The organism is Bacillus sp. FSL H8-0516, from assembly GCF_038635285.1.
GTDB lineage: Bacteria > Bacillota > Bacilli > Bacillales > Bacillaceae > Bacillus > Bacillus safensis.
Map to the genome: position 1 here is coordinate 1,811,707 of NZ_CP152051.1, position 21,202 is coordinate 1,832,908.

General features: G+C 40.4%; 19 protein-coding genes. 1 reads left to right on the top strand and 18 read right to left on the bottom strand.

The features are described from left to right. Positions 1-9: 9 nt before the first annotated feature. The 18 genes from iolC to MHB67_RS09105 form a co-directional block, all read right to left on the bottom strand. A complete protein-coding gene (gene iolC, locus MHB67_RS09020) occupies positions 10-1,020 on the bottom strand; it encodes a 5-dehydro-2-deoxygluconokinase (RefSeq protein WP_342492902.1) in 1,011 nt (336 codons plus the stop codon). Further along, the gene (gene iolB, locus MHB67_RS09025) at positions 1,020-1,850 is read right to left on the bottom strand and encodes a 5-deoxy-glucuronate isomerase (protein ID WP_151039530.1); all 831 of its coding nucleotides are present in this window, start codon (positions 1,848-1,850) and stop codon (positions 1,020-1,022) included. Before iolB ends, iolC begins: the two co-directional genes overlap by 1 nt. Positions 1,851-1,878: 28 nt before the next feature. Further along, positions 1,879-3,804 (bottom strand): 3D-(3,5/4)-trihydroxycyclohexane-1,2-dione acylhydrolase (decyclizing), encoded by a 1,926-nt coding sequence (gene iolD, locus MHB67_RS09030; protein ID WP_342492903.1) that lies wholly within the window; start codon positions 3,802-3,804, stop codon positions 1,879-1,881. Positions 3,805-3,846: 42 nt separating this feature from the next. Next, entirely contained in the window at positions 3,847-4,632 is a 786-nt protein-coding gene (locus tag MHB67_RS09035) for a DeoR/GlpR family DNA-binding transcription regulator (protein ID WP_044334545.1), read from the bottom strand. Positions 4,633-4,681: 49 nt separating this feature from the next. Next, positions 4,682-5,551: a class II fructose-1,6-bisphosphate aldolase gene (fba, locus tag MHB67_RS09040; RefSeq protein ID WP_044334547.1), complete on the bottom strand. Its 870-nt coding sequence runs from the start codon at positions 5,549-5,551 to the stop codon at positions 4,682-4,684. Positions 5,552-5,628: 77 nt separating this feature from the next. Then, positions 5,629-7,044, bottom strand: coding sequence for a sugar porter family MFS transporter (locus MHB67_RS09045; RefSeq protein ID WP_172880998.1), 1,416 nt, complete (start codon positions 7,042-7,044; stop codon positions 5,629-5,631). A gap of 20 nt (positions 7,045-7,064) precedes the next feature. Next, a complete protein-coding gene (gene iolE, locus MHB67_RS09050) occupies positions 7,065-7,958 on the bottom strand; it encodes a myo-inosose-2 dehydratase (protein ID WP_135032008.1) in 894 nt (297 codons plus the stop codon). A 487-nt stretch (positions 7,959-8,445) separates the two neighbouring features. Next, on the bottom strand, positions 8,446-9,786 hold the full coding sequence (locus MHB67_RS09055; RefSeq protein WP_342492904.1) for an alpha-glucosidase/alpha-galactosidase: 1,341 nt from the start codon (positions 9,784-9,786) through the stop codon (positions 8,446-8,448). Between the two features lie 31 nt (positions 9,787-9,817). Then, a complete protein-coding gene (locus tag MHB67_RS09060; RefSeq protein WP_024425187.1) occupies positions 9,818-10,648 on the bottom strand; it encodes a carbohydrate ABC transporter permease in 831 nt (276 codons plus the stop codon). Then, entirely contained in the window at positions 10,648-11,580 is a 933-nt protein-coding gene (locus MHB67_RS09065; protein ID WP_342492905.1) for a sugar ABC transporter permease, read from the bottom strand. Before MHB67_RS09065 ends, MHB67_RS09060 begins: the two co-directional genes overlap by 1 nt. 30 nt (positions 11,581-11,610) lie before the next feature. Continuing rightward, positions 11,611-12,867 carry an ABC transporter substrate-binding protein gene (locus tag MHB67_RS09070; RefSeq protein WP_342492906.1) on the bottom strand — a complete coding sequence of 419 codons (1,257 nt, stop codon included), beginning with the start codon at positions 12,865-12,867 and terminating at the stop codon, positions 11,611-11,613. A 219-nt stretch (positions 12,868-13,086) separates the two neighbouring features. Beyond that, a complete protein-coding gene (locus tag MHB67_RS09075; protein WP_342492907.1) occupies positions 13,087-14,127 on the bottom strand; it encodes a LacI family DNA-binding transcriptional regulator in 1,041 nt (346 codons plus the stop codon). A gap of 185 nt (positions 14,128-14,312) precedes the next feature. After that, complete coding sequence (gene alsE / locus MHB67_RS09080; protein WP_024425190.1) at positions 14,313-15,005, bottom strand: D-allulose 6-phosphate 3-epimerase; 693 nt, start codon at positions 15,003-15,005, stop codon at positions 14,313-14,315. Between the two features lie 17 nt (positions 15,006-15,022). Beyond that, positions 15,023-16,285, bottom strand: coding sequence for a PTS ascorbate transporter subunit IIC (locus tag MHB67_RS09085; RefSeq protein WP_044334557.1), 1,263 nt, complete (start codon positions 16,283-16,285; stop codon positions 15,023-15,025). Between the two features lie 25 nt (positions 16,286-16,310). Beyond that, on the bottom strand, positions 16,311-16,577 hold the full coding sequence (locus MHB67_RS09090; protein ID WP_024425192.1) for a PTS sugar transporter subunit IIB: 267 nt from the start codon (positions 16,575-16,577) through the stop codon (positions 16,311-16,313). 15 nt (positions 16,578-16,592) lie between these two features. Further along, positions 16,593-18,665 carry a BglG family transcription antiterminator gene (locus MHB67_RS09095; protein WP_332284730.1) on the bottom strand — a complete coding sequence of 691 codons (2,073 nt, stop codon included), beginning with the start codon at positions 18,663-18,665 and terminating at the stop codon, positions 16,593-16,595. 257 nt (positions 18,666-18,922) lie between these two features. Beyond that, the gene (locus tag MHB67_RS09100; protein ID WP_283860129.1) at positions 18,923-19,363 is read right to left on the bottom strand and encodes a rhs-associated protein; all 441 of its coding nucleotides are present in this window, start codon (positions 19,361-19,363) and stop codon (positions 18,923-18,925) included. Positions 19,364-19,640: 277 nt separating this feature from the next. Then, positions 19,641-20,609 carry an HTH domain-containing protein gene (locus MHB67_RS09105; protein WP_151039540.1) on the bottom strand — a complete coding sequence of 323 codons (969 nt, stop codon included), beginning with the start codon at positions 20,607-20,609 and terminating at the stop codon, positions 19,641-19,643. A 108-nt stretch (positions 20,610-20,717) separates the two neighbouring features. Between MHB67_RS09105 and MHB67_RS09110 the strand changes: the two genes are divergently transcribed. Then, a complete protein-coding gene (locus tag MHB67_RS09110; RefSeq protein ID WP_212051850.1) occupies positions 20,718-21,197 on the top strand; it encodes a GyrI-like domain-containing protein in 480 nt (159 codons plus the stop codon). Positions 21,198-21,202 lie beyond the last annotated feature (5 nt).

Here is a 21,202-nt window from a genome sequence, read left to right on the forward strand (position 1 = left end):
CCTCTACGATTAAATTGGTTGTGTTTGTTCAACTTTTGTTTCGTTCATAAAGTCTTTGATTTCTTTAACTGTGGGCATGGCATCTGATGAACTATGCTTAGAAATTACGATGGAGGCAGAAGCGCTTCCAAAACGCATAGCTTCTTCAATGGACATGTTGTTCATCAGCCCGTAAATAAAGGCTGAAGCATATGAATCACCCGCTCCGAATGTTTTGAGGACCTTTGTTTTAAAGATGCCGCCTCGATATGACTGTCCATCCTGCGTATAAGCGATGGAACCATCACCCCCATGTTTAATAACAACGATTTTGGCATGGTGTGAAAACCATTTTTTGGCTGTTGATTCATCATTTGACGGTCCATCTGCTATGAGTTTTTCCATCATATCAAACTCTTCTCTTGTGCCGATGATCACGTCTGATTTTTCAGCAGCTAAATTGTAATAAATCGCTGTTTCTTGCTCGGTTTGCCAAGTGTATGGACGATAATCCAGGTCAAAGAAGACAGTTACGTGATGCTTACGTGCATAATCAAGTGCCACAAATACTGCTTCTCTTGATGGACTTTTTGCTAGCGCAGTGCCTGAGATGAGTAAGGCTTTCGCCTTTTTGATATATTGTTCAGATACTTCTTGGACATCGATTTTTAAATCTGCTACATTGTCTCGGTACATTAAAATACTGCATTCTTCGGGACTCTTAATCTCAGTAAAAGCAAGACCCGTGACAGCACCAGATTGATCTATGACAATGCCGTCTGTATTGATGTTGTTCTTTTCCAAGTAGCTTGTTGCAAAACGTCCCATCTGATCGTTAGCGACTTTTCCAATGAATCCAGATTTCATACCGAGCCTTGCTAAACCAATGGCAATGTTGGCTGGAGACCCCCCGACGTATTTTGTGAAAGACATCGTCTCTTCCATCGGCCTATTCAGTTCGTTCGCATTCAAATCAATACATAATCTTCCCATTGCAATAACATCAAGCTGCCGATCTTGTTTAAATGATAAGTCTAGCATCAGCGCCCCTCCCTTTTCATACTCAATTTGTTTTTCATCACCCATTCATGTTCAGCATTGTTATGAAACTTCCAAGTTCTCACTGGACCTGCCATGACATTCAAATAATAGATTTCATAGCCTGGTGGTGCTGACACAGGGTGATATCCTTTTGGTACAAGAACGGCGGAACTATCTCTTACAGCCATTGTCTCATCTAGTGAAAGATCATCTGTATATACTCTTTGTAAAACAAAACCTTGTTCTGGGTTTACTTTGTGATAATACGTTTCTTCTAAATAAGATTCGTGCGGTAAATTATCTTGATCATGTTTATGCGGCGGATAGCTCGACCAGTTTCCTTCGGGTGTAAATACTTCCACAACAAGCAGGTGGTCAGCTGGTTCATGTTCGGGTAAAATGTTGTGAACCTGTCTTGCAATATTACCTGCGCCTCTATGTTCAACCCCTACTCGTTCAGGAAGTATGAGACGAGCTGGATATGTGCCTTTTCCAGGTGCACTACAAACGGCAATCTCAATATCCGTTATGGCTTCAATTTCGTAATGATCATCGTTTGGTATATAAATGGAGAAAGGAGGTGTTTTCTCAAAAACATTCATTCGTTCGCCAATTTCTTTCCATGTCTCTTCTTTCGTTTGGAGATGAAGTTTACCTGAGAGAATGACAATGCACACCTCATTTTCACCTGTTTTTTTACGAAGGTTTTCACCTTTTGTCAATGTGTACACCTCAAAGCCAATATAGGTCCAACCTGCTGATTGAGGTGTGATGCTCAGCACATTTCCCTCTTTGTCTCTTTTTTGTTTCGGTACAATTAAATCAGCCATTATGCACACACCTTTCATATAGCTTTTCTTAATATTGTCTTGCTTGTTTTAATTTTTGCTGTTTTTCTTCATATTCTTTTTTGATCTGTTCTTTATCAGAGATTTCTGAGATACCTACGTTCCACCATGAGTCACCGTAACCTGCTGTCATAGTTTTTGGAAGTACCTTCACATCAATCAGGGTACTGACTGTCTGCTTTTTAGCATCTTCAACCGCAGATTTCAGTTCATCGAGTGTATGAACTTCGTATGTTTTTGCTCCATAACCTTTTGCTGATTGTGCAAAATTGATTTTCATAATCTCTCCATCAAGCTGTCCTGTTTTCTTGTTTCTTTTTCGAAATTCAGTCGCAAAACTGTCCATTCCATGGCCCATTTGCAAATTATTAATACAGCCAAAACCGGAGTTGTCAAAGAGAATGATATTGATTTTATAGCCCTCTTGAATGCTTGTGACAAGTTCACTATGCAGCATTAAATAACTGCCATCACCTGTTAAGGCATACACTTCTTTAGTTGGTTCAGCCATTTTTACTCCAAGTGCAGAAGCAATTTCGTAGCCCATACAAGAGTATCCATATTCAAGGTGATATGTGTTTCGCTCTTTTGTCACCCACATTCTCTGTAAATCTCCTGGGAGACTGCCTGCAGCACATGTAATAATGGCGTCAGATGGCATCCATTCGTTTAAACAGCCAAGTACAGTCGTTTGAGGTAGCGTTGTATGAAGTTTTTCCTTATATTCATCTAATTCATGATCAAAGTGGCTTTTGATTTCAGGTGTAAAGCCTGTTTCAGTGTACTGAATATGATGAAGCCGATGTAATTCTTGTGCCCAGCGCTGCTTTGCTTCTTTGATTTCATTTTGATAACCTGTTTGATAGTTTGCTAGTTCATCCTTTAATGCAAGGAGTGCCATCTTCGCATCAGAAATGACTGTTGTTGCATCTAATTTAGATGCATGATAATCGGATAAATTGATCGTTAAAACATCACTGTCTGCGTATAGCCGTTTAGATGACGTTGTAAAGTCTGTAAATCTAGTGCCGACGCCAATAATAAGGTCAGCCTTCTGAGCGAGTTCATTGGCAGCACTATTGCCAGTGACACCAAGTCCGCCTACATTTAATGGGTGGCTGCTTTCAACACAGCTTTTACCAGCTTGTGTTTCACTAAAGGGTATATGAAAAGTTTCAGCAAATTGGACAAACTCGTCAGCCGCCTCTGAGTAACGCACCCCTCCGCCTAAAATCAAGAAAGGCTTCTTTTTCTTACGAATGAGTGCCGCTGCTTCTTGAATACTTCTTTTTGAAGGTTCATATCTGTCTAAAAAATGCGTCCGCTCTTGAAAAAAAGACAGCGGGTAATCCCATGCTTCTCCTTGAACATCTTGAGGAAGCGAAATTGTGACCGCACCAGTATCTGCTTGATTTGTTAAAACACGCATGGCGTTAATCAGTGCAGACATCATCTGTTCTGGTCTTGAAACCCGGTCCCAGTATTTACTCACAGCCCGAAAGGCATCATTCGTCGATAAACTCAAGTCATATGTTTGCTCAATCTGCTGAAGTGCTGGATCTGGCTGTCGTGTGGCAAAGACATCACTTGGGAAAAGCAAAAGTGGAATTTGATTCGCTGTTGCCGTTGCAGCAGCTGTGATCATATTGGCAGAGCCAGGCCCAACGGATGAGGTGCAGGCCATTACTTGTTTACGTTGCTTTTGTTTTGCGAAAGCCGTTGCAGCATGTGCCATCCCTTGTTCATTTCTTCCTTGATATACCTCGAGCCTTCCAGGGTTTTCTTGAAGTGCTTGACCGAGCCCCAACACATTTCCGTGACCGAAAATCGTAAAGATTCCTTTGATAAAAGGCTTTTTTTCACCGTCATATTCAACGTATTGGGCATTTAAAAATTTGACCAATGCTTGACTCACCGTTAATCTGATTGTGTCCATTTTTTCCCCTACCTTATCTGAAAATATTTTTGACATGTTCCTTCATGTTAAAGTCTGCTGACTTTCATCTTGTGAAGGAGCAACGATCCATTTGATATGATTCTTTTTGAAAAAGGTTGTATAGGAGGTATCCAGTGAATCGTCAGTGATTAAGTAGTCGATTTCATCCAGCTGGCAATATGTCAACATCGCATATTTATTGAATTTTGTATGATCGACTAATAGAATCACTTCTCTACCTTTTTTGACGACCATTTCCTTCATGCTTGTTTCTACTGGCGATGAATTTGTTACTCCATTTGAAATAGAGACCCCTGTTGAGGCCATAAACACTTTATCGAAGTTGTATTGAAGTACATCATTTGTATTAGTAATGCTGGAAAATGATTTCGTTTTCCGCTCTAATTGGCCGCCAGTTGAAATGACTTGAAGCTGAGTGTAAGGCAATGCTTGTACAATAAAGTCTAAGTTGTTCGTGACAACCGTTAATTCCTTTTCTTTTATAAAATGAATCATTTCTAATGTTGTGGTACCAGAGTCAATAAAAATGACATCGCCATCATCTACTAATCGAGCCGCATCTTTTGCAATCCATCTTTTTTGAAGTTGGTTTCGTGTTTGTCTGTCATGAAATGATTCAAGCCTTGCATGATTGGCTGCTACTCCCCCATAAACTTTTTGGATATGTCCTTCTTCAACGAGCTTTTGAACGTCTCGCCTAATCGTATTTTTTGACACCCCAAAGGTTGTGACAAGATCATCTAACGAGACAGACTGATGTTGGATCACATATTCTTTTATTTGCTGGATTCTTTTCGTTTTTATCATGCTTAATCTTCCTTTTCATCTTATCTATGGGAGTGTCTGCTAGATGTGATCAAACACGCTGACTTGATCCAAATTGTTGGATTTTCATCTTGACAGCTTGTTTAATGGCTTCTGTACCAGGTGTTAAAATTGTTTGTGGATCATTGGTTGCTTTGTTTTTAGTTAGTTGAGCTCGGACAGCTTGATTCCAAGCTTCCAAGCATTCAGTGTTGACATTGATTTTTGCATGACCAAGTGAGATAGCCCTTTGAATCTGATCAACAGGAATGCCTGAACCGCCGTGTAAGACAAGCGGAACGTCTGTGAGTTCAGCTATTTGCTTCATCTCATCAAATCCTAGCTTCGGTTCTCCTTGATAAGGGCCATGCACTGAACCGAGTGCTGCGGCCAAGGCATCAATTCCTGTTTCTCTAACAAGTCGCACACATTCGTATGGATCAGCATAGATGATATTTCCAATCAAGCCATCTTCCATTCCTCCAACAGAGCCAACTTCAGCTTCGACAGATACACCTCTTTTAGAGGCATAATGCACAACTTCTTTTGTCATGGCAATATTTTGTGAAAGAGGATAGGAAGAGCCGTCTATCATGACTGAGCTAAATCCTGCATCAATGGCAGCTTTGCACCGAGAGACAGTCATGCCATGATCTAAATGTAAAGAAACTGGGACACTGATCTCCAAATCTCTCATTAACCCTTCAACCATGCCTACAATCGTGTGAAAGCCGCCCAAATAATCAATGAGCCGGTCAGATGCTGCTAAAATGATAGGAGATCGCTCCTCTTTTGCCGCAAGTAAGATGGCTTTCACCCATTGCAAACCATTGATATTCATTTGTCCTACTGCATATTGTTTTTGTTTTGCTTCATGCAGTATGCTTTTCATTGAAATGAGCTTTGAATCTATTACGGTCATCTATTGAACACTCCTTACTGTTGAAACTCCATTTTCACAAATTGGTTCGACACCATCTTTGTTTTCATCCCTTTTATTTAAGACAGTGTTTGATGATCTGTTGTGATGTCAATTGATGTTTGATCGTGCTTACGGAAATTCATTTCTAGTTCTTCAAGTGTCAGCCCTTTTGTTTCCGGTAAGCACTTCACCACAAACAAAATAGACAGGACTCCGAAAGCGACAAAAACGAAGAAAGTCATCGAAAGGCCGATCTGAGCAAGTAATATTGGGAACGTCAAACCAATTAAAAAGTTCACCATCCATAGACAAAATACACTTACCCCCATACCAAGCCCCCGCAGCCGAAGAGGAAAAATTTCTGACAGCATGAGCCAAGTGACAGGAGAGATGGCACCTTGCTGGAATGCAAGAAATGTAATCGTCAAAAATAAAATCAAATATGGAAGAAAGGCTGTTCCTGCAAAAAGATTAGAGCAAATGCCGATAGACAGTAATGTGAAGGTTGTTCCAATCAAGCCTGAAATTAACATAGGGCGACGTCCTATTTTGCCAAGCAGCCAAATGCCAACAAATGTAGCAAGGACAGAGATAACACCATTCCCGATATTCCCAATTAGAGCTGCCTTCGTTTCGAAACCTGCATCTTTTAAAATTTCTGTTCCGTAATACATGATGGAATTAACTCCTGTGAACTGCTGTACAACCGCAATTCCTATGCCGATAAACACAAGCCGCCTAATCCAAGGCGTGGATAAATCTTTTAAAGTCGCTTTATCTAAATTCACTTCTTCCCTGTAAGCGTTCTCTATTTCGAGCAACTCCGTTTTCGCCGCTCCTTTTGAGCGAATGCGGTGAAGTACTTGAAGTGCTTCTTTGTTTTTCCCCTTTGTTACAAGCCACCTTGGGCTCTCTGGCACTTTTAGCATACCGAAGAATAAAATAATGGCTGGAATCGCCGCAATTGGTAGCATGATGCGCCATACATATGGGTTCTCTCCAAATAAATTTCCAATCAATGCATTACAGGTAAAAGCAAGTAATTGACCGGATACGATCATCAGTTCATTTTGTGTGACGATTCTTCCGCGATTTTCTGCTGGAGAGATTTCAGCTAAAAAGGCTGGAACTATGACTGAAGCTCCTCCAACTGCAAGCCCTAATAAGAATCGGAATAAGACCATTACTTCAGCGTTTGGTGATACAGTACATCCTAATGTAGAAAAAAAGAATAGAGCGGCTAAGTAAAAAATAGTTTTACGGCGTCCGAACCTGTCTGATAAACGTCCGCATATGACTGCACCTAATGCTGCACCTAATAATAATGCACTTGTTACAATCCCTTGCATCACTGCTGTTAAATTTAACTGATTCGGTAAAGACATGTAAGGTAATGCACCATTTAATACACCAGTGTCATAACCAAAAAGAAGTCCTCCAAAGGTCGAAATTAGGATAATAGATCTTAAATTGGTTTGTTGACTTTTGTTCATGGTCTTTTCTCCTGTTCTCTTTAAGAATGAATAGCCAAGTTTTCATCAATATACTGACGAGCCTTTAATGCATATTCTAAAGGATGGGCAATCGCAGGATTCTGTTCAGCTTCAATGACGATCCACCCTTTATAGCCATGACTGATTAACAAACGGTATACTTCATTAAAATCGATACAGCCATCCCCAGGTACTGTAAACAGTCCATTTAAGAAAGATTCAGAAAAAGACAATTCTTTTTGACGACAGCTTTCCATCACTTCTTTTCTCACATCTTTAAAATGCACGTGCTGGATACGGTCGATATGCAGCTTGAGCAAGGATAAATAATCGCCATCTGATACGTAAATATGTCCAGTATCATATAGAAGGTGAACATACCGAGGGTCTGTTCCAGCTAAAAGACGTGTGACATCTGATAAGGTTTGTACCCCTGTTCCGAGATGATGATGATAGACTAGTTTGAGATGATAACTGTTTGCTATTTGACCTAATTCATTGAGACCTTCTAAAAGAAGAGCCCATTCCTCACCTGTGAAAGATGGCTGATGCTGATAGATGTTGATGTTTTCTTTTTGAATGGAATACGTTTGCTCTGAGACAACAGCTACACTAGCATGAATGTCTTGCAAGTACTGACAATGCTTTTTGAATGCTTGTACTGAAGCCGCTAAACCATCTCGGATCATATAACTGCTAAACCATTTTCCAGCTATTTTTAAATTGCGAAGTTTTAGTTCTTTATTCAAGACAGCTGGTTCTGGAAAGAAACCACCTGCTTCAGTTCCTTCAAAGCCAGCGACACAAATATCACTTAATAAATGAGATAGTGTGTTTTCGGCGCCAAGTGCTGGGATGTCATCGTTCCTCCATCCAATAGGCGCGATGCCCCATAAAATTTCTTCTTTAGACACGTTGTTTGTCACCATCCTTTTATTCATCATCTTTATTTCCATCAAACTTCATCACAAGTTAACCAATATGATGATAATTAATTGAGTAACTAATGGTTAAGTTTGAGGTAATCATAATATTAAAAGCGCTTTCAGTCAATTATTTTTCTGAATTTTTTCTATTTATTTGTGATTTTTTGTATAAAAAAACCTGATGGCATTTGCACATCAGGTCTTGTTCCTTATTCATTTATTATAGATTTGACTTAATTTTAATGATAGATTCACCGTAATGCTTCATGGATTCTTTTAATTCTTCAATAAACTTTTTCACATATGTTTTCATAATGAATGACTCCTTCGTTTTTCGGATTCTTTCATTATGAAGACAGTGTGTTTTATTTGCAAAACAGATGAAAGCGTCAACAAACTTTCAATTCATCCATTTGGCTCTTTTTTCTGTGATTTTCACCGACTCCTATTTTTTAAAAAAGATTGATTGGCATGATTAATTTGATGACGGTGATGAAGCGCTATACTGTGTAGCCCCTTTGTAGGCTGGCAGTCTATCCCCATGCGCTTCAATGAGGTCGTCGCAAAGATTCACGATGTCATCAATTGATAATTCAGCGCTTGTGTGTGGATCCAGTAGAGCTGCTTGATAAATGTGTTCTTTTTTACCGCTGATCGCTGCTTCAATCGTCATCAGCTGTGAGCTGATATTCGTTCGGTTGAGTCCTGCCAATTGTTCAGGTATTTCTCCGACATAGCATGGCATGATGCCGCTTCGATCTGCCACACACGGTACTTCTACACAAGCTTTTTCAGGCAGGTTGTCAATGAGCCCGCCAGTGTTCAGAACATTTCCGCCAAATTTAAAGGGAACGTTCGTTTCAATCGCTTCAATGATCCGGGAACCATATTCTTTTGAGCGGGTATGTGTGATCTGTGTGTTTCCCACAAGGTCATGCTTCATTGTATTCCAATTGTTGATTTGTTCCTCGCAGCGTCTCGGGTATTCATCGAGAGGAATGTTAAACTGACCGATTAGTTCAGGGTACCGTGATTTGATGAAATATGGATGGTATTCGGCATTGTGCTCTGAGGATTCTGTGACATAGTAGCCGAATTTATCCATCAGTTCAAAACGAACCATATCATGATGCCTCGATTGCTGCTTTTCTTTTGCTCGTCTTTTGATTTCTGGATACAAGTCTTTTCCGTCCCGTTTTACTTCTAATAACCATGCCATATGGTTAATGCCGGCGATTTTTTCTTCAATGCCTTCATGATCCATTTCAAGAGATTCAAATAGGTCCTTTGTACACACCTGCACACTATGACAGAGACCAATCGTTTGAATCTGTGTATAGCGAAGCATCGCACCTGTCAGTGTGGCCATTGGATTCGTGTAATTTAACAATAAAGCATTTGGACAAACCTCTTCCATATCCTTTGCAAAGTCTAGCATGACAGGAATCGTCCGAAGAGAGCGGAAGATGCCGCCGATCCCTACCGTATCCGCAATCGTTTGTCTTAATCCGTATTTTTTAGGTATTTCAAAATCAATGACAGTACTTGGCCGATAGCCTCCAACTTGGATGGCATTGATGACATATTTTGCATCCTTTAAGGCTTCTTTGCGGTTGTGATAGGACTGGATGGTCACGTTTGCACCGTAATTTGCTTTTAAATGCGACAGCATTGTTTCTGATTCTTTCAGCCGGTTGTGGTCGATATCATATAATGCGAATTCAAACCCAGCAAGGGCGGGAACAAACAGACAATCTCCTAATATATTTTTAGCAAACACGGTACTCCCTGCACCGATAAATGTAATTTTAGACATAGACGACTCTCCTTTTCACATCCATATTGGGCTAGCCTTTGACAGAGCCTTGTGAAAGCCCTGCGATAAAATATTTTTGCAAAAGTAAAAACATCGTGACCATTGGCAGCATCGCAATGAGTGCAGCTGCCCCAACGAGCTGAAGCTGATGCTGATTTTGACCAAAAAAATGGGATAAGGCGACTGTGAGTGTATGCATCTCTTTATCTTGCAAAAAGAAGATAGCAAATTGATAGTCGTTCCAAATATACACGCAGGCAATGATTAATACAGAAGCGGTAATGGGCTTCAGAAGCGGAAAAACGACTGTGAAAAAAACTCTGAGTGTCCCTGCTCCATCAATACGGGCAGCTTCTTCAAGCTCCTTTGGAATTGTCGACCGGATAAAGCCTGCGTATAAGAAAATTGTCAGCGGCAAAAAAGCAGCCACATTATTTAAAATAGCAATTTGATAGGTATTCATCATCCCGATTTGAACGACCATTTTATAGAGCGGGACAAGGGCTGTAAGCGGTGGAATGACCATAATGGCAATAAATAAAACATAGACTGCTTTATTCAGCTTTGTGTTCCTTCTTGCAAGCGGATAGGCTGCAAGAGATCCAAAGATAATGAGCAATACAGCGGAACTGAACGTAATGATCACTGTATTCAAAAAGGACTGGCCAAGCTGAGCCTCTGTCCATGCTGTGCGGAAGTTTTCAAGATGCAGTGCTTTCGGAAACAGCCATTTTGAACTGAAATCTCCTATCCCCTTTAATGATGTCGTCACCAAAATATAAAATGGAATGAGGTGCAGCAATGTGATCAATAGTGCGAGGACGGAGTACCATCTTTTCTTGCGTTTATAGGCGTTATCCATCACACCTCGGTCTCCTTTCGTTTGAAATAAATCAGCGCTGCGACACTAATGACAAGGATGATGACTGCCATGAACACCCCTTGCGTCGCTGCATAGCCTGCATCCTGACGTTTGAAATACAGATCATACATAAAGGTCGACATGGATTGCGAGGAATCTCCAGGTCCGCCGCCCGTGAGTGCCACAATGACATCAAAGAGCTTGAGCCCGCCAATGACATTCAGCACAACATTAATGGTGATCGACGGCATAAGCAGCGGCAATGTAATCCGCCTGAATTGCTGGAAGCTCGATGCGCCGTCTAATTGCGCCGCTTCATAATAATCCTTAGGAATACTTTGAAGTCCTGCTAAATAAATGATCATCGCAATCCCCACGAATTGATATGTGTTGACAAGCACGATGATCCATGTGTTTAATTCTGGGTTGCCGAGCGCATTTATTTGATCAAATCCAAAAAGCGTCACCACATCATTTAAGGCACCGCCTTGGTAAGCAAACACAAAATACCAAATATAGCCCATCGCAATCGGGCTGATCATGACAGGTAAATAGATGACCGTTCTTGTGATGGCTTTCATCTTTAAGCTTTGATTTAATAAAAGAGCATATCCAAGTCCGATGATATTTTGCAAGATGGTGCTCCCAATTCCATAGAGAAGCGTGTTTTTGACAACAAGCCATGTCGCTTGATCCTGAAGCAGCCTTTGATATTGCTCAAGACCAATCCATTGATAAGTTTGTGAGAAACCGTTCCAATTCGTAAAAGAAAGCTGAATGCCGTTCAAAAAAGGATAAATGATAAAGGTACTGACGACGAGAACAGCTGGCATGTACATCCACCAAAGTGATGAATTCTGGCGTTTTTGCCTCTTTACTTTTGGTAAAGAGGTGAATACGGCTGGCTGCTTTGCTTTTGTGATGTCATTCATTGGCTTCACTCCTGTTTCAGCATCCATCAGCTATTGTTTTTTCAGACGCTTATATTCCTCTTCCATTTTCTTTGATAACTGTTCTGGTGTGATCGAGCCTGCTAATAATTCTTGACCCGTTGTTGCCATGACCGCCCACATTCCGCTTGGTAAGTATTTTCGATCGAAATACGGTTCAATCTTTACCTGTTCGTATTGATCGTAAAATGTAGAGTAATAGTTTTTCGCTTTCACTTGTTTTAGAGCTGTTTCAGAGGATGTGCCCTCTGCGATTTTTTTTGCGTTTTCAGGTTTTGCTAAAAAATCGATGAATTGTTTTGCTTCTTTTAGATGCTTAGAGTCTTTCCAAGCAGCAACAGTAAAACGTTCTCCGCCAATCCAGCTTTGTTCATCTCCTTCATGAATGGCTGGAACAGGCATCGTGCCTACTTTGATGGATGAATTCAGCTCTGTTGCTTCAGGTCCTAAGGATCCTCCGACAAAAGTGAAGGCGATTTTGTTTTGTGCCATGAGTTCGGGCGCTTGAGAGAGTTTCGCTGTCAGGACATCCTTGTTTAAAAGGTCTTCATCCTTCAGATCTTTCATGAATTGTGCAAGCGGTGTATAGAGAGACCAATCAAATGATCCGTTTTCAAGTTCCTTTCCGTATTGATGCTTTTGATCGGTAATTAATAAAGGCGTCGCCAGCTCATCAAAGACTTGGGCTATATTTGAGTTATCTCCTCCTGGTATCCAGAGCGGCACAACATCTCCTTTGCTCTTTTCTTTCACTGTCAGCAAAGCAGATTTTAATTCATCAAGTGTTCTAGGCACTTCTATGCCATATTCCTTTAATAGATTGGCATTAAAGCTAAGCCCGTCTTTTGCTTGATTCAGCGGATAAGCGTACACTTTCCCATCTTGGTCTTTTAAAATCTGGTCGAGTGAAGGATCAAGCTGTTTGACCCAATCCATCTCTTTTAAATCAGCCACATACTCGCTATAGCGCAGTTTGGCCCAGCCATGTGTATCAAACAGGTCTGGCATATCGTTTGCTCCCATTTTGACGCGGATCATATCTTCATAGCTGTTGCCTGGGAAATTAGCATCGATTCGAATCTGTTGATGCTCCTTCTCAAACTCGCGAATGACTTCTTCAAACGCTTTTCTTTCCCCGCTGTTGCTCATCGTTGAAAATAGCGTCAAGGTGACCTTTCCATTTGCTTCAGATGAGCTGTTATTACCGCAAGCAGACAAAATCATGGTCAAGAACACGGCTGCAGTCAGCAGCATGATTTTTTTATTCATGGTTTCCTCCTTTTAATCACTGAAAATTCAGACGATAATCGATAGAATTCATGCAGTTGCGGAAACAAAGGAAGTCCATTATACTGGAATTCTATTCTTTTCAAAGAGATAAGAGAGCATATCGGTAGGCTGCCTTGTGTTCAGCATGATCTGGCCATCATGCTAAGCAGCTTGCTTTCTGCTTTTTTGTCTCTTTTTTTGTTAGCTGAAATCGATGGTTCACCTCCTTTCATGGATGAGACATGTACTGCCTCGCTCGATGAGTGTTGTTGGCACGACGACTTTTAGAGGAAGTTTTCTTCCGTTTATTCTCTCAAGCAAAAGCTTCAGCCCGACTTCCCCCATTTCTTCTGTATATACTTTGACGGTCGTAAGCGGCGGGCTTGAAAATGACGCGGCTTCAATGTCATTAAACCCAACAATGGATACATCTGAAGGTACGTGTAGACCGGCTTCATGCAGAGCGCGCATTGCGCCGATTGCCATCGAGTCACTTCCAATGAAAAAGGCTTGCGGCAGTTTTCCCTTTTTGATCGCTTGCTGCATAAGCGTATAGCCTTCTTGCATGGAGTATTCACCAATGTGGATGTCTTCCATATGAAGAGCTCCCGCCTCCTGCATTCTTTTTATAAACGTCGTTTGTCTTTCGTCCTCAATCACAGCATTACCTTCGAAATAATGCTCCCGCTCTTTCCCGCCAATATAGCCTAGATGTGTATAGCCGAGAGATTGCAGATGGCGAATGGCGCGATCTGCCGCTCTGACAAAATCCACATGTACACAATCATACAAATCTTCATCTGCATAATGATTGATAAAAACAATGTGTTCCATTCGATTTGTCATTTTTTCAACCGTATCGGGGCTGATTCGTCCAATGACGATCAAACCGTCAATATCCTTTAGTATCGCCCCTTTATCCATGCTTCTTAGGCGAAAGGTATGGAGAGTGGACAAGCCTTGTTTGGCATATTCTTTTTCAATTCCTTTTCGAATTGATGAAAAAAAGGGATCATTTAATTCTTCGTCAATGGATTGAGCGACAACGACACCGATGACTGGGGATTCAGATGGGCTTTTTTCTTCTGCTTGATCGGCTTTTCTTGCTCTCACTGGGGTATAGTTTAACTTCTTAGCAATGTCGAGGATGTTTTGTCTTGTTGCGTGTGAAACAGCAAGCGTTTGATCGCCATTTAACACACGGGATACAGTGGAAACGGATACTTTTGCATCATGAGCAATATCTTTGAGTGTGGTCATAGGCAAACTCCTCATCGTTATTTGACTAAATATTTACTAAAGATATTTGAAGGATAACACATAAATAAAGCGCTTTCAATTATGAATTTGTGATTTTTATGTTGTTTTTGGGTAAGTTTTGGTGAATGAATTGTGTTTTAGTAAAATTTTCGTAAAAAAGAGGATGGTTTTCATCCTCTCTTTTACTAACGTGATTCGATTGAGGCTGTTTCTTTTGCAAATATTTGCTTCATTCTTTCCCAAGCAGTGTCGAGTTCTTTATGAAGTCCAAATAAACCTGAGGTGCCGATGATGTAAATCTCATTTCCAGCCTCAGCAAGCAGCCGGAACGTGCTCTCATTACAAGAGCCGTCTACTTCAATTGAAAACGAGTATCCTCCGTGTTTTTTGATATCTCTCACCTGTTTAATTTTTTGAAGCATTTCTTTAATAAAAGGCTGTCCGGCAAAGCCTGGATCGATTGTCATGATCGTCACCCTGTCTATTAAATGAATAAAGGAATCTAATGCTGCAACTGGTGTGGCGGGATTTAGAACAAAGCCAACATCACATTTTCTTTGGTGAATATGCCGGATGATTCGAAAGGCATCTTTTTGCACGACTTCTGGGTGTAAACAAATCATCGTTGCGCCTGCATCAATACATGCATCGATTAAAAATTCCTGCGGATGTTCGGCCATTAGATGAACATCAATCGGTAAATTTGTCAGTTTCCGAAGCTGTTCAATGAAAAAGGGTGATAACGTCATATTCTTCACATAATGCCCATCCATCACGTCGACATGGTACCGGTCTGCTCTCGTGTTGAGAAGATGAATTTGTTCACGGAAGTGCGTTAGATCCATGCACATCAGTGAAGGTGAAAAAACGGCTGTCATTCTCAGGCTCCTCCTTTTTACAGCTGAAATAAAAACTTAATCAATCCAATCAAGATTCCGATGATACCAAAGTCTGTATCTCCAAACGTCGTCCCTTCAAAGCCAAGGGCTCCTAACACAGGTAATAAACAGGCAGGTAAAAAGGAAAGAAGCAATCCATTTACAAAGGCCCCAGCGACAGCACCTCTAACCCCTCCTGTTGCATTGCCATACACCCCTGCTGTAGCACCGCAAAAAAAGTGCGGGACAAGTCCAGGGACAATGACAGTTAAACCAAACAAAGGTAAAAGAAAAATGGATACGATGCCTCCTGCAAAGCTGCATAAAAAACCGATAATGACCGCATTTGGCGCAAATGGAAAAACGGTTGGCGCATCAAGTGCCGGCTTTGCCCCCTTCACGAATCGATCGGCAATCCCTTTAAACGCAGGCACGATCTCGCCAATGGCCATCCGTACCCCTGCTAAAATAATGTACACACCAGCAGCAAACGTAATCGCCTGAATGAGAATGAAGACAGCGAAGTTCGTGCCCCCGCTAATTTTTTCAATAAAAGGAATTCCTGCAAACGGTGCAATCGCAAAGAACAGCAAAGCCATCGTAATCGAAATGGCAACAGATGTATCTCTTAGAAAACCGAGTGATTTAGGGACTTGAATGGTTTCCGTTGATTTTTCAGGAGATCCAACCCATTTGCCGATCATTCCCGCAGTAAAATAACCGAAAGTACTGAAGTGTCCGAGCGCGAGATCATTGCTTCCGGTGACTTTCCTCGTAAACGGTTGAAGTATTGCGGGTGCAATGACCATAGCTGCACCTAATATCATGGAGCCAGTGGAGATGAGCAGCCACCCGTGCATGCCGGCTGTCGAAAGAACGACGGCGAGCATCGCCGCCATATACAACGTATGATGACCAGTCAAAAAGACATATTTAAAAGGTGTAAATCTTGCAAGTAACAAATTGACCAGCATACCAAAAATCATGATAAGTGCTGTCTGTGTACCGAATTCCTTTTGAGCAATGGCGGCCATAGCATCTGTATTTGGGACAACCCCTTGAATGTGAAAGGCTGCTTCGAACATCTTTCGAAAAACCCCAAGTGAATCAGAGACGACTGTAGCGCCCGCCCCTAATATTAAGAAACCCATGGTTGTTTTCAAGGTGCCTGACACAGTGTCTGCAGCTGATTTTTTCTGCAAAAGTAAACCGGCTAGTGCAAACAAACCGATGAGAATGGCAGGTGTGCCCAATATATCGTTCATGATTAGTTCTATCATGATGTGAATCCCCCTTTTTCATGACTTAAATGTGTTGACGAAGGACGTCTTTAATGGCTTCCTGATCTAACAAATTGTTTAAGCCAGCCACATTTCTTGTGCCGTCATTCAGCTGGTCAATAATATCAGCAGCTCCGATATAAAGGTCTGCTTGTTCATTTTTACTTGTACTGAGATCGGTATGATCCACTTCAGCTTTAAGACCTAATTCTTCTAATGCTTTTTTGACATTCATTTCTACAATAAAGCTGCTTCCTAACCCGTTTCCACATACAACAAGAATTTTTTTCATTTTCTTACTCCCCCTTTATACTTGTGAAAATTGATCAATTAGCTTTTGAACCGATGCTAAATCTTCTGCTTCAATCAATTGTTTCGTGCGTTTCTCTTCACTTAACAGCATGGTCAGCTGTTTGAGTGCTTTCAAGTGGCTCATGCTGTCAATAGCGGCTAACACAATGACGAGCCGCACCTGCTTTTTTCCATCCTTTGAAAACGAAATGGGCTGTTTGAATGACATGAGCGTCATGCTCAATTTGTTCACGCCATCCTCGGGCCTTGCATGTGGAATGGCCACTTGTGGTGCAATGACAATATAAGGACCATTTTGATGAACAGACTGTATCATGGCTTCTACATAACTTGGTTTAATAGCATTTTGATCAAGTAAAGGCTGCGCCGCTTTTGTAATCGCCTCTTGCCATGTGTCTGCTGTTTGGTGGAGCTTGATGGTTTGTTCTGTTAATAAATCATTTAACACTGGGTTCCACCCTTTCTGATAGGATACATATGTGGGATGTAGCAGCTCCCGAATGTCATGAAGCAGTGCTTGTTTATTTTGTACAATGGTATGCTGCTGAATGATGTTGAATAAAGCGTTTACATGCTTCTCGTCAATCTTCGCTTCGGAGCCTTTCCCGTATTGAAGTAATGTTTTTTTCTCATAGGCAGTTAAAATAGGATGAACGAGATGAACTGGTTTTCCTTTAAACGAAATAGGTGTTGTGGACACAACGAAATCTACATCAACTGCTGCTAATTCTTCATATGCACGCTTTGATAACAGTCCGCGTACTTCAATGTAGCCGATTAATTCGAGAAGCTGAGTTTTCAGCATGTTACTTGTGCCGATTCCTTCTCCGCAGACAATGTATACAGAACGTCTGACAATGGATGAAATTCCTTCTCTTCTCATCCAGCTGCCAAAATGCATGGCGAGATATGCAATTTCATGGTCACTCAACTTTGAACAGGCCGCCTTTTCTAAATGACATGCAACTTTTTGAGTGATTTCAAACACTTCTGGCTGTGCTTTTTTTATAGAATCCGTCAGTTCGTTGATCATACCAATGTGATAGATGAGCCTGTAATAGGCTGGAATTAAATGCATTGTTAAGTTTTGCTCCAATGCTTTAGGTTCTTGAAAGGAAATACAAGCATATCGCTGAAAGTCAAAGATCATTTGTCTGGCGATGGTGCGAATGAGATGTTCTTCTGGTTTTTTAATTGATGGAAGTTTTTGTTTTTTGGCACTGAGCCATAAGGTGCTAAGAAAATAGATCTCATCATCATGAACAATGAGACTTGCCTCTTTTTGAATCTGCGCCATGAAACGAATAGCCGCCAAGCATTCCTCTGTTTCCTGCAATGTTCGCTTTTCTTCGTTTGAAATGTGTACGGCATGCCCTAGCTTCATCCGCTTGAAGTAAAAAAAGAGATCCAAAGAGAGCTGATCCAGCATCTCATCTGCAAATTCAAGCTTAAGTTCTTGTTCTGACTGCTGGAGGAGATGGTGTACCCGTTTGGATGAAATAGGTCCCTTTAACCAAAACGACGGAAACGTTTTTTCGTTTTTTATCATGGTGCGAATGAAATGTATATAAGGTTTGAGTGCCAATCGAATGGCCCTTTCGTCTCCTGAAATGACATAACCGCTTGCTGCCTGATAGCGGAGTGTGATCTCCTGCTTTGAAAGCGCTTCTTTTAGCTGTTTCATATCCTCGAGTAATGTATTTCGGCTCACCTTTGTCATCTTCATAAAATCATCTATTCTTAGGCAATACTCGCTGCATGCAATGGTTAAAAGCAAGATAGCCCTTCGTTCCTTTACACATGGTTCATAATCGTGACCAACAAGAATGGTATCAGCTTTTTGAATAATGATTTCTTTTTCATGAGGATTTAAATAATAGCCAAGTTGGCCTTTTCGCTGCACACCACTGAGCTGATGAGTTTTCAGCCAGCTGTTCATTCGCTTGATTTCAGCGTAAACGGTTCGAGTCGAAACGTTCATTCGATTCTGCAAATCTTCTATTGATAGATAAGATGTCGTATGAAGCAGCATAGATAGTAACGTCGTGCCCCTTTTGGTTAAGTACAGTTGGAATTCCTCCTTTCTTTCCCTTTGTTATAAGTCTAATCAACTCACATGCATCAAAGAAGCCCAAATGTCTTCAGCACGTGCTGTGCAGCGATTGTGTGCTCTTTTCATAAGAAAAACACACCATTTGAGTGTGCTTTCAGGCTTGTATACAATTTGAGAACCAATAAACGCAAAAAACCTAGAATGGTATAGAGCCAGTCAAGGTTTTTTCATTTCTTATCATCTTTTATTTTTCTTATATGTGAAGCTCAAAATTATTTTTTGTTTAAACTAAATCCGAAATCCAAATCGTTTTCAAATGAAATACAAATACACCAATCGCCTTCTAAGGATATAAAGTAGTGGTGCTGTGGGATATCTAAAAAATAGACTAGTAACTCTTTTAAATGTTTTAATTCAAACTGGTACCCAAACTCTGTAAGGTTATCCCCTATGTAAATTACTTGTAAGTTATTATCTAAATATTTTTCTTTTAATTCGGTTATAAATAGAAGAGCATCAGAAAGTAACGATTCATGATTTGAGCTCTTACTATAATGTTTATTGGTTTGTAACCAATCTATTTTTGAACCAGCAAAATCAAATTTTTGTTCTATTAAGTCTAAATAAATTTTTGGATTTTTATGTACTTTGACATATTTAAGAAGGTCTTTTAATTCCAAATCTTTTATTAGATCTTCATCATAAGAATTCAATAAAATTACCCCCTTTTATGTTTTTTAATGTCTTTCTTGTCAAAATCCATAGGCATCGCTGTTTTGTCATTTTGTTGCAATCATTTCAGTGTACAATGCCATTGAAGCTTGCTGATCCGTCTCTGACAAAGCATATTTATCTTTCTTCAACAGCTGAGATCTAAAGAAGATGGAAATAAGATTGGTGGTTCATTGAGATTTTGTTCGAAACTTGGAGCAAGAATTTTTTGATACGACTCACGTTCATGTATCTAGTATGAGGTCTAACCAGCATTGATTATGGACATGGACAATATAGGAGTAGTCTCTCTTGTAAACTTTCCAAGATTTCTACAGGCATTTCCCGGACCTTAATATCATCGCCTAGGAAAAGTAGCCAATTTGTCATTTCCGTTATTTCTTCTGAATGATTAACATCGATAAAAGTCTTTAAAATGGCTGTAGTTTGGTAAGGATTCGTATAAGAAATTGACATTTTGAAAGGATGGTATTTTTTGAACTGTGCAATTGCCTTTGGACCAAGTTCAAGGACAAGGTTGATTACTTCCTCCTGCTTACTTAGTTTTTCTAAAATCTTTTTCCTGCTTAATCGATTATTTGTAGAGCATGGTTCAACATCTGTGAGGTTGTCGACAGGCAAAATCCGTTTCTTCTCTTCCTTTAAATCAAAGCCTTCAATCAGCCAAAGGCTTTTTTCACGATAAAGGTTCAAGAGGTAAATAGGATAGGACTTTATCACTTTCTCCTCTCTCATGGTTATCAGTAAATATCGATCCAAAATAAGCAGTTGGATTAATTTTTCTAACATGGGATGAGGGAGATCTGTCAAATCAAGCAGATCAGGATTATTCGGATTAGTCCCTTCAAATAGCAAGAGGCGATTTAACAGAACAAGGTCATCTTGCTGGGTTTCTGAGATGAGTCCTAGTAATTTTTCAGCTAAAGACTGGCGACTCTTTAAATAAGGGAGTTGTTGGTTTCTCGTGGCCATAAAGGCAATAAAAAGAGCTTTAATCTCATTATCGGTAAAACGAACAGTTGGCAGGACAGAGTTGTTCATCACAAAATATCCTCCGTCCCTTCCGACTTCTGCGACAAGCGGCATCCCCATAACTTCAATTTCTCTAATGTCTCTAATTGCTGTCGAACGAGAGATATGAAATTCTCTCATGATTTCAGAAATTGTAAAGTTGGCGCGGTTGTTAATATACCGCATGATGGTATTAATCCGTTCAACTTTTTTCATCTGATCCCCCTAAACAGTATCATTTTTTGACATGGTTTAAGCCTATTATATATTTATCAAGTGAAAAGAAAAAACATTTGATCAATTTTTCAAAAGGAAGTGTTGAATATGGCAGATTATATACTAGAACAAAAAGACAGCTTTCACGTGTTAGGTATTGGAACTGAACTTAAGAGTCATTACACAGACTATGCGGGCATCACGAAGGAAAAAGCAGACTTTTGGCAAGCAGTCACACAAGAAGGTAAGCTTGACACCTTAAAAGCCATTGCCTCAAATGACTATATTTTTATCGTAAACGAAGCGGTAAATAACAAGCTGATGCATTATGTCGGGGTCATGACAGAGGAATCGTTACCAGAAGCGGACAGAGTGATTCAATTTCCTAAAGGGGAATATCTAATCGTTAAAGGGGAAGCTAAAACCGCTGATGAATTGCATCAAACGCTTACTGGTATTGCATTTGGTCAAGTCTTGCCTGAAGCAAAGAATTTCGCTTATGTTGGTGGACCAAATGCAGTGGTAGAGATGGGGCAGCAAAACGACTTATTACTTGGTGAGATGTGGATTCCTGTTGTACGAAAATAAGAAGG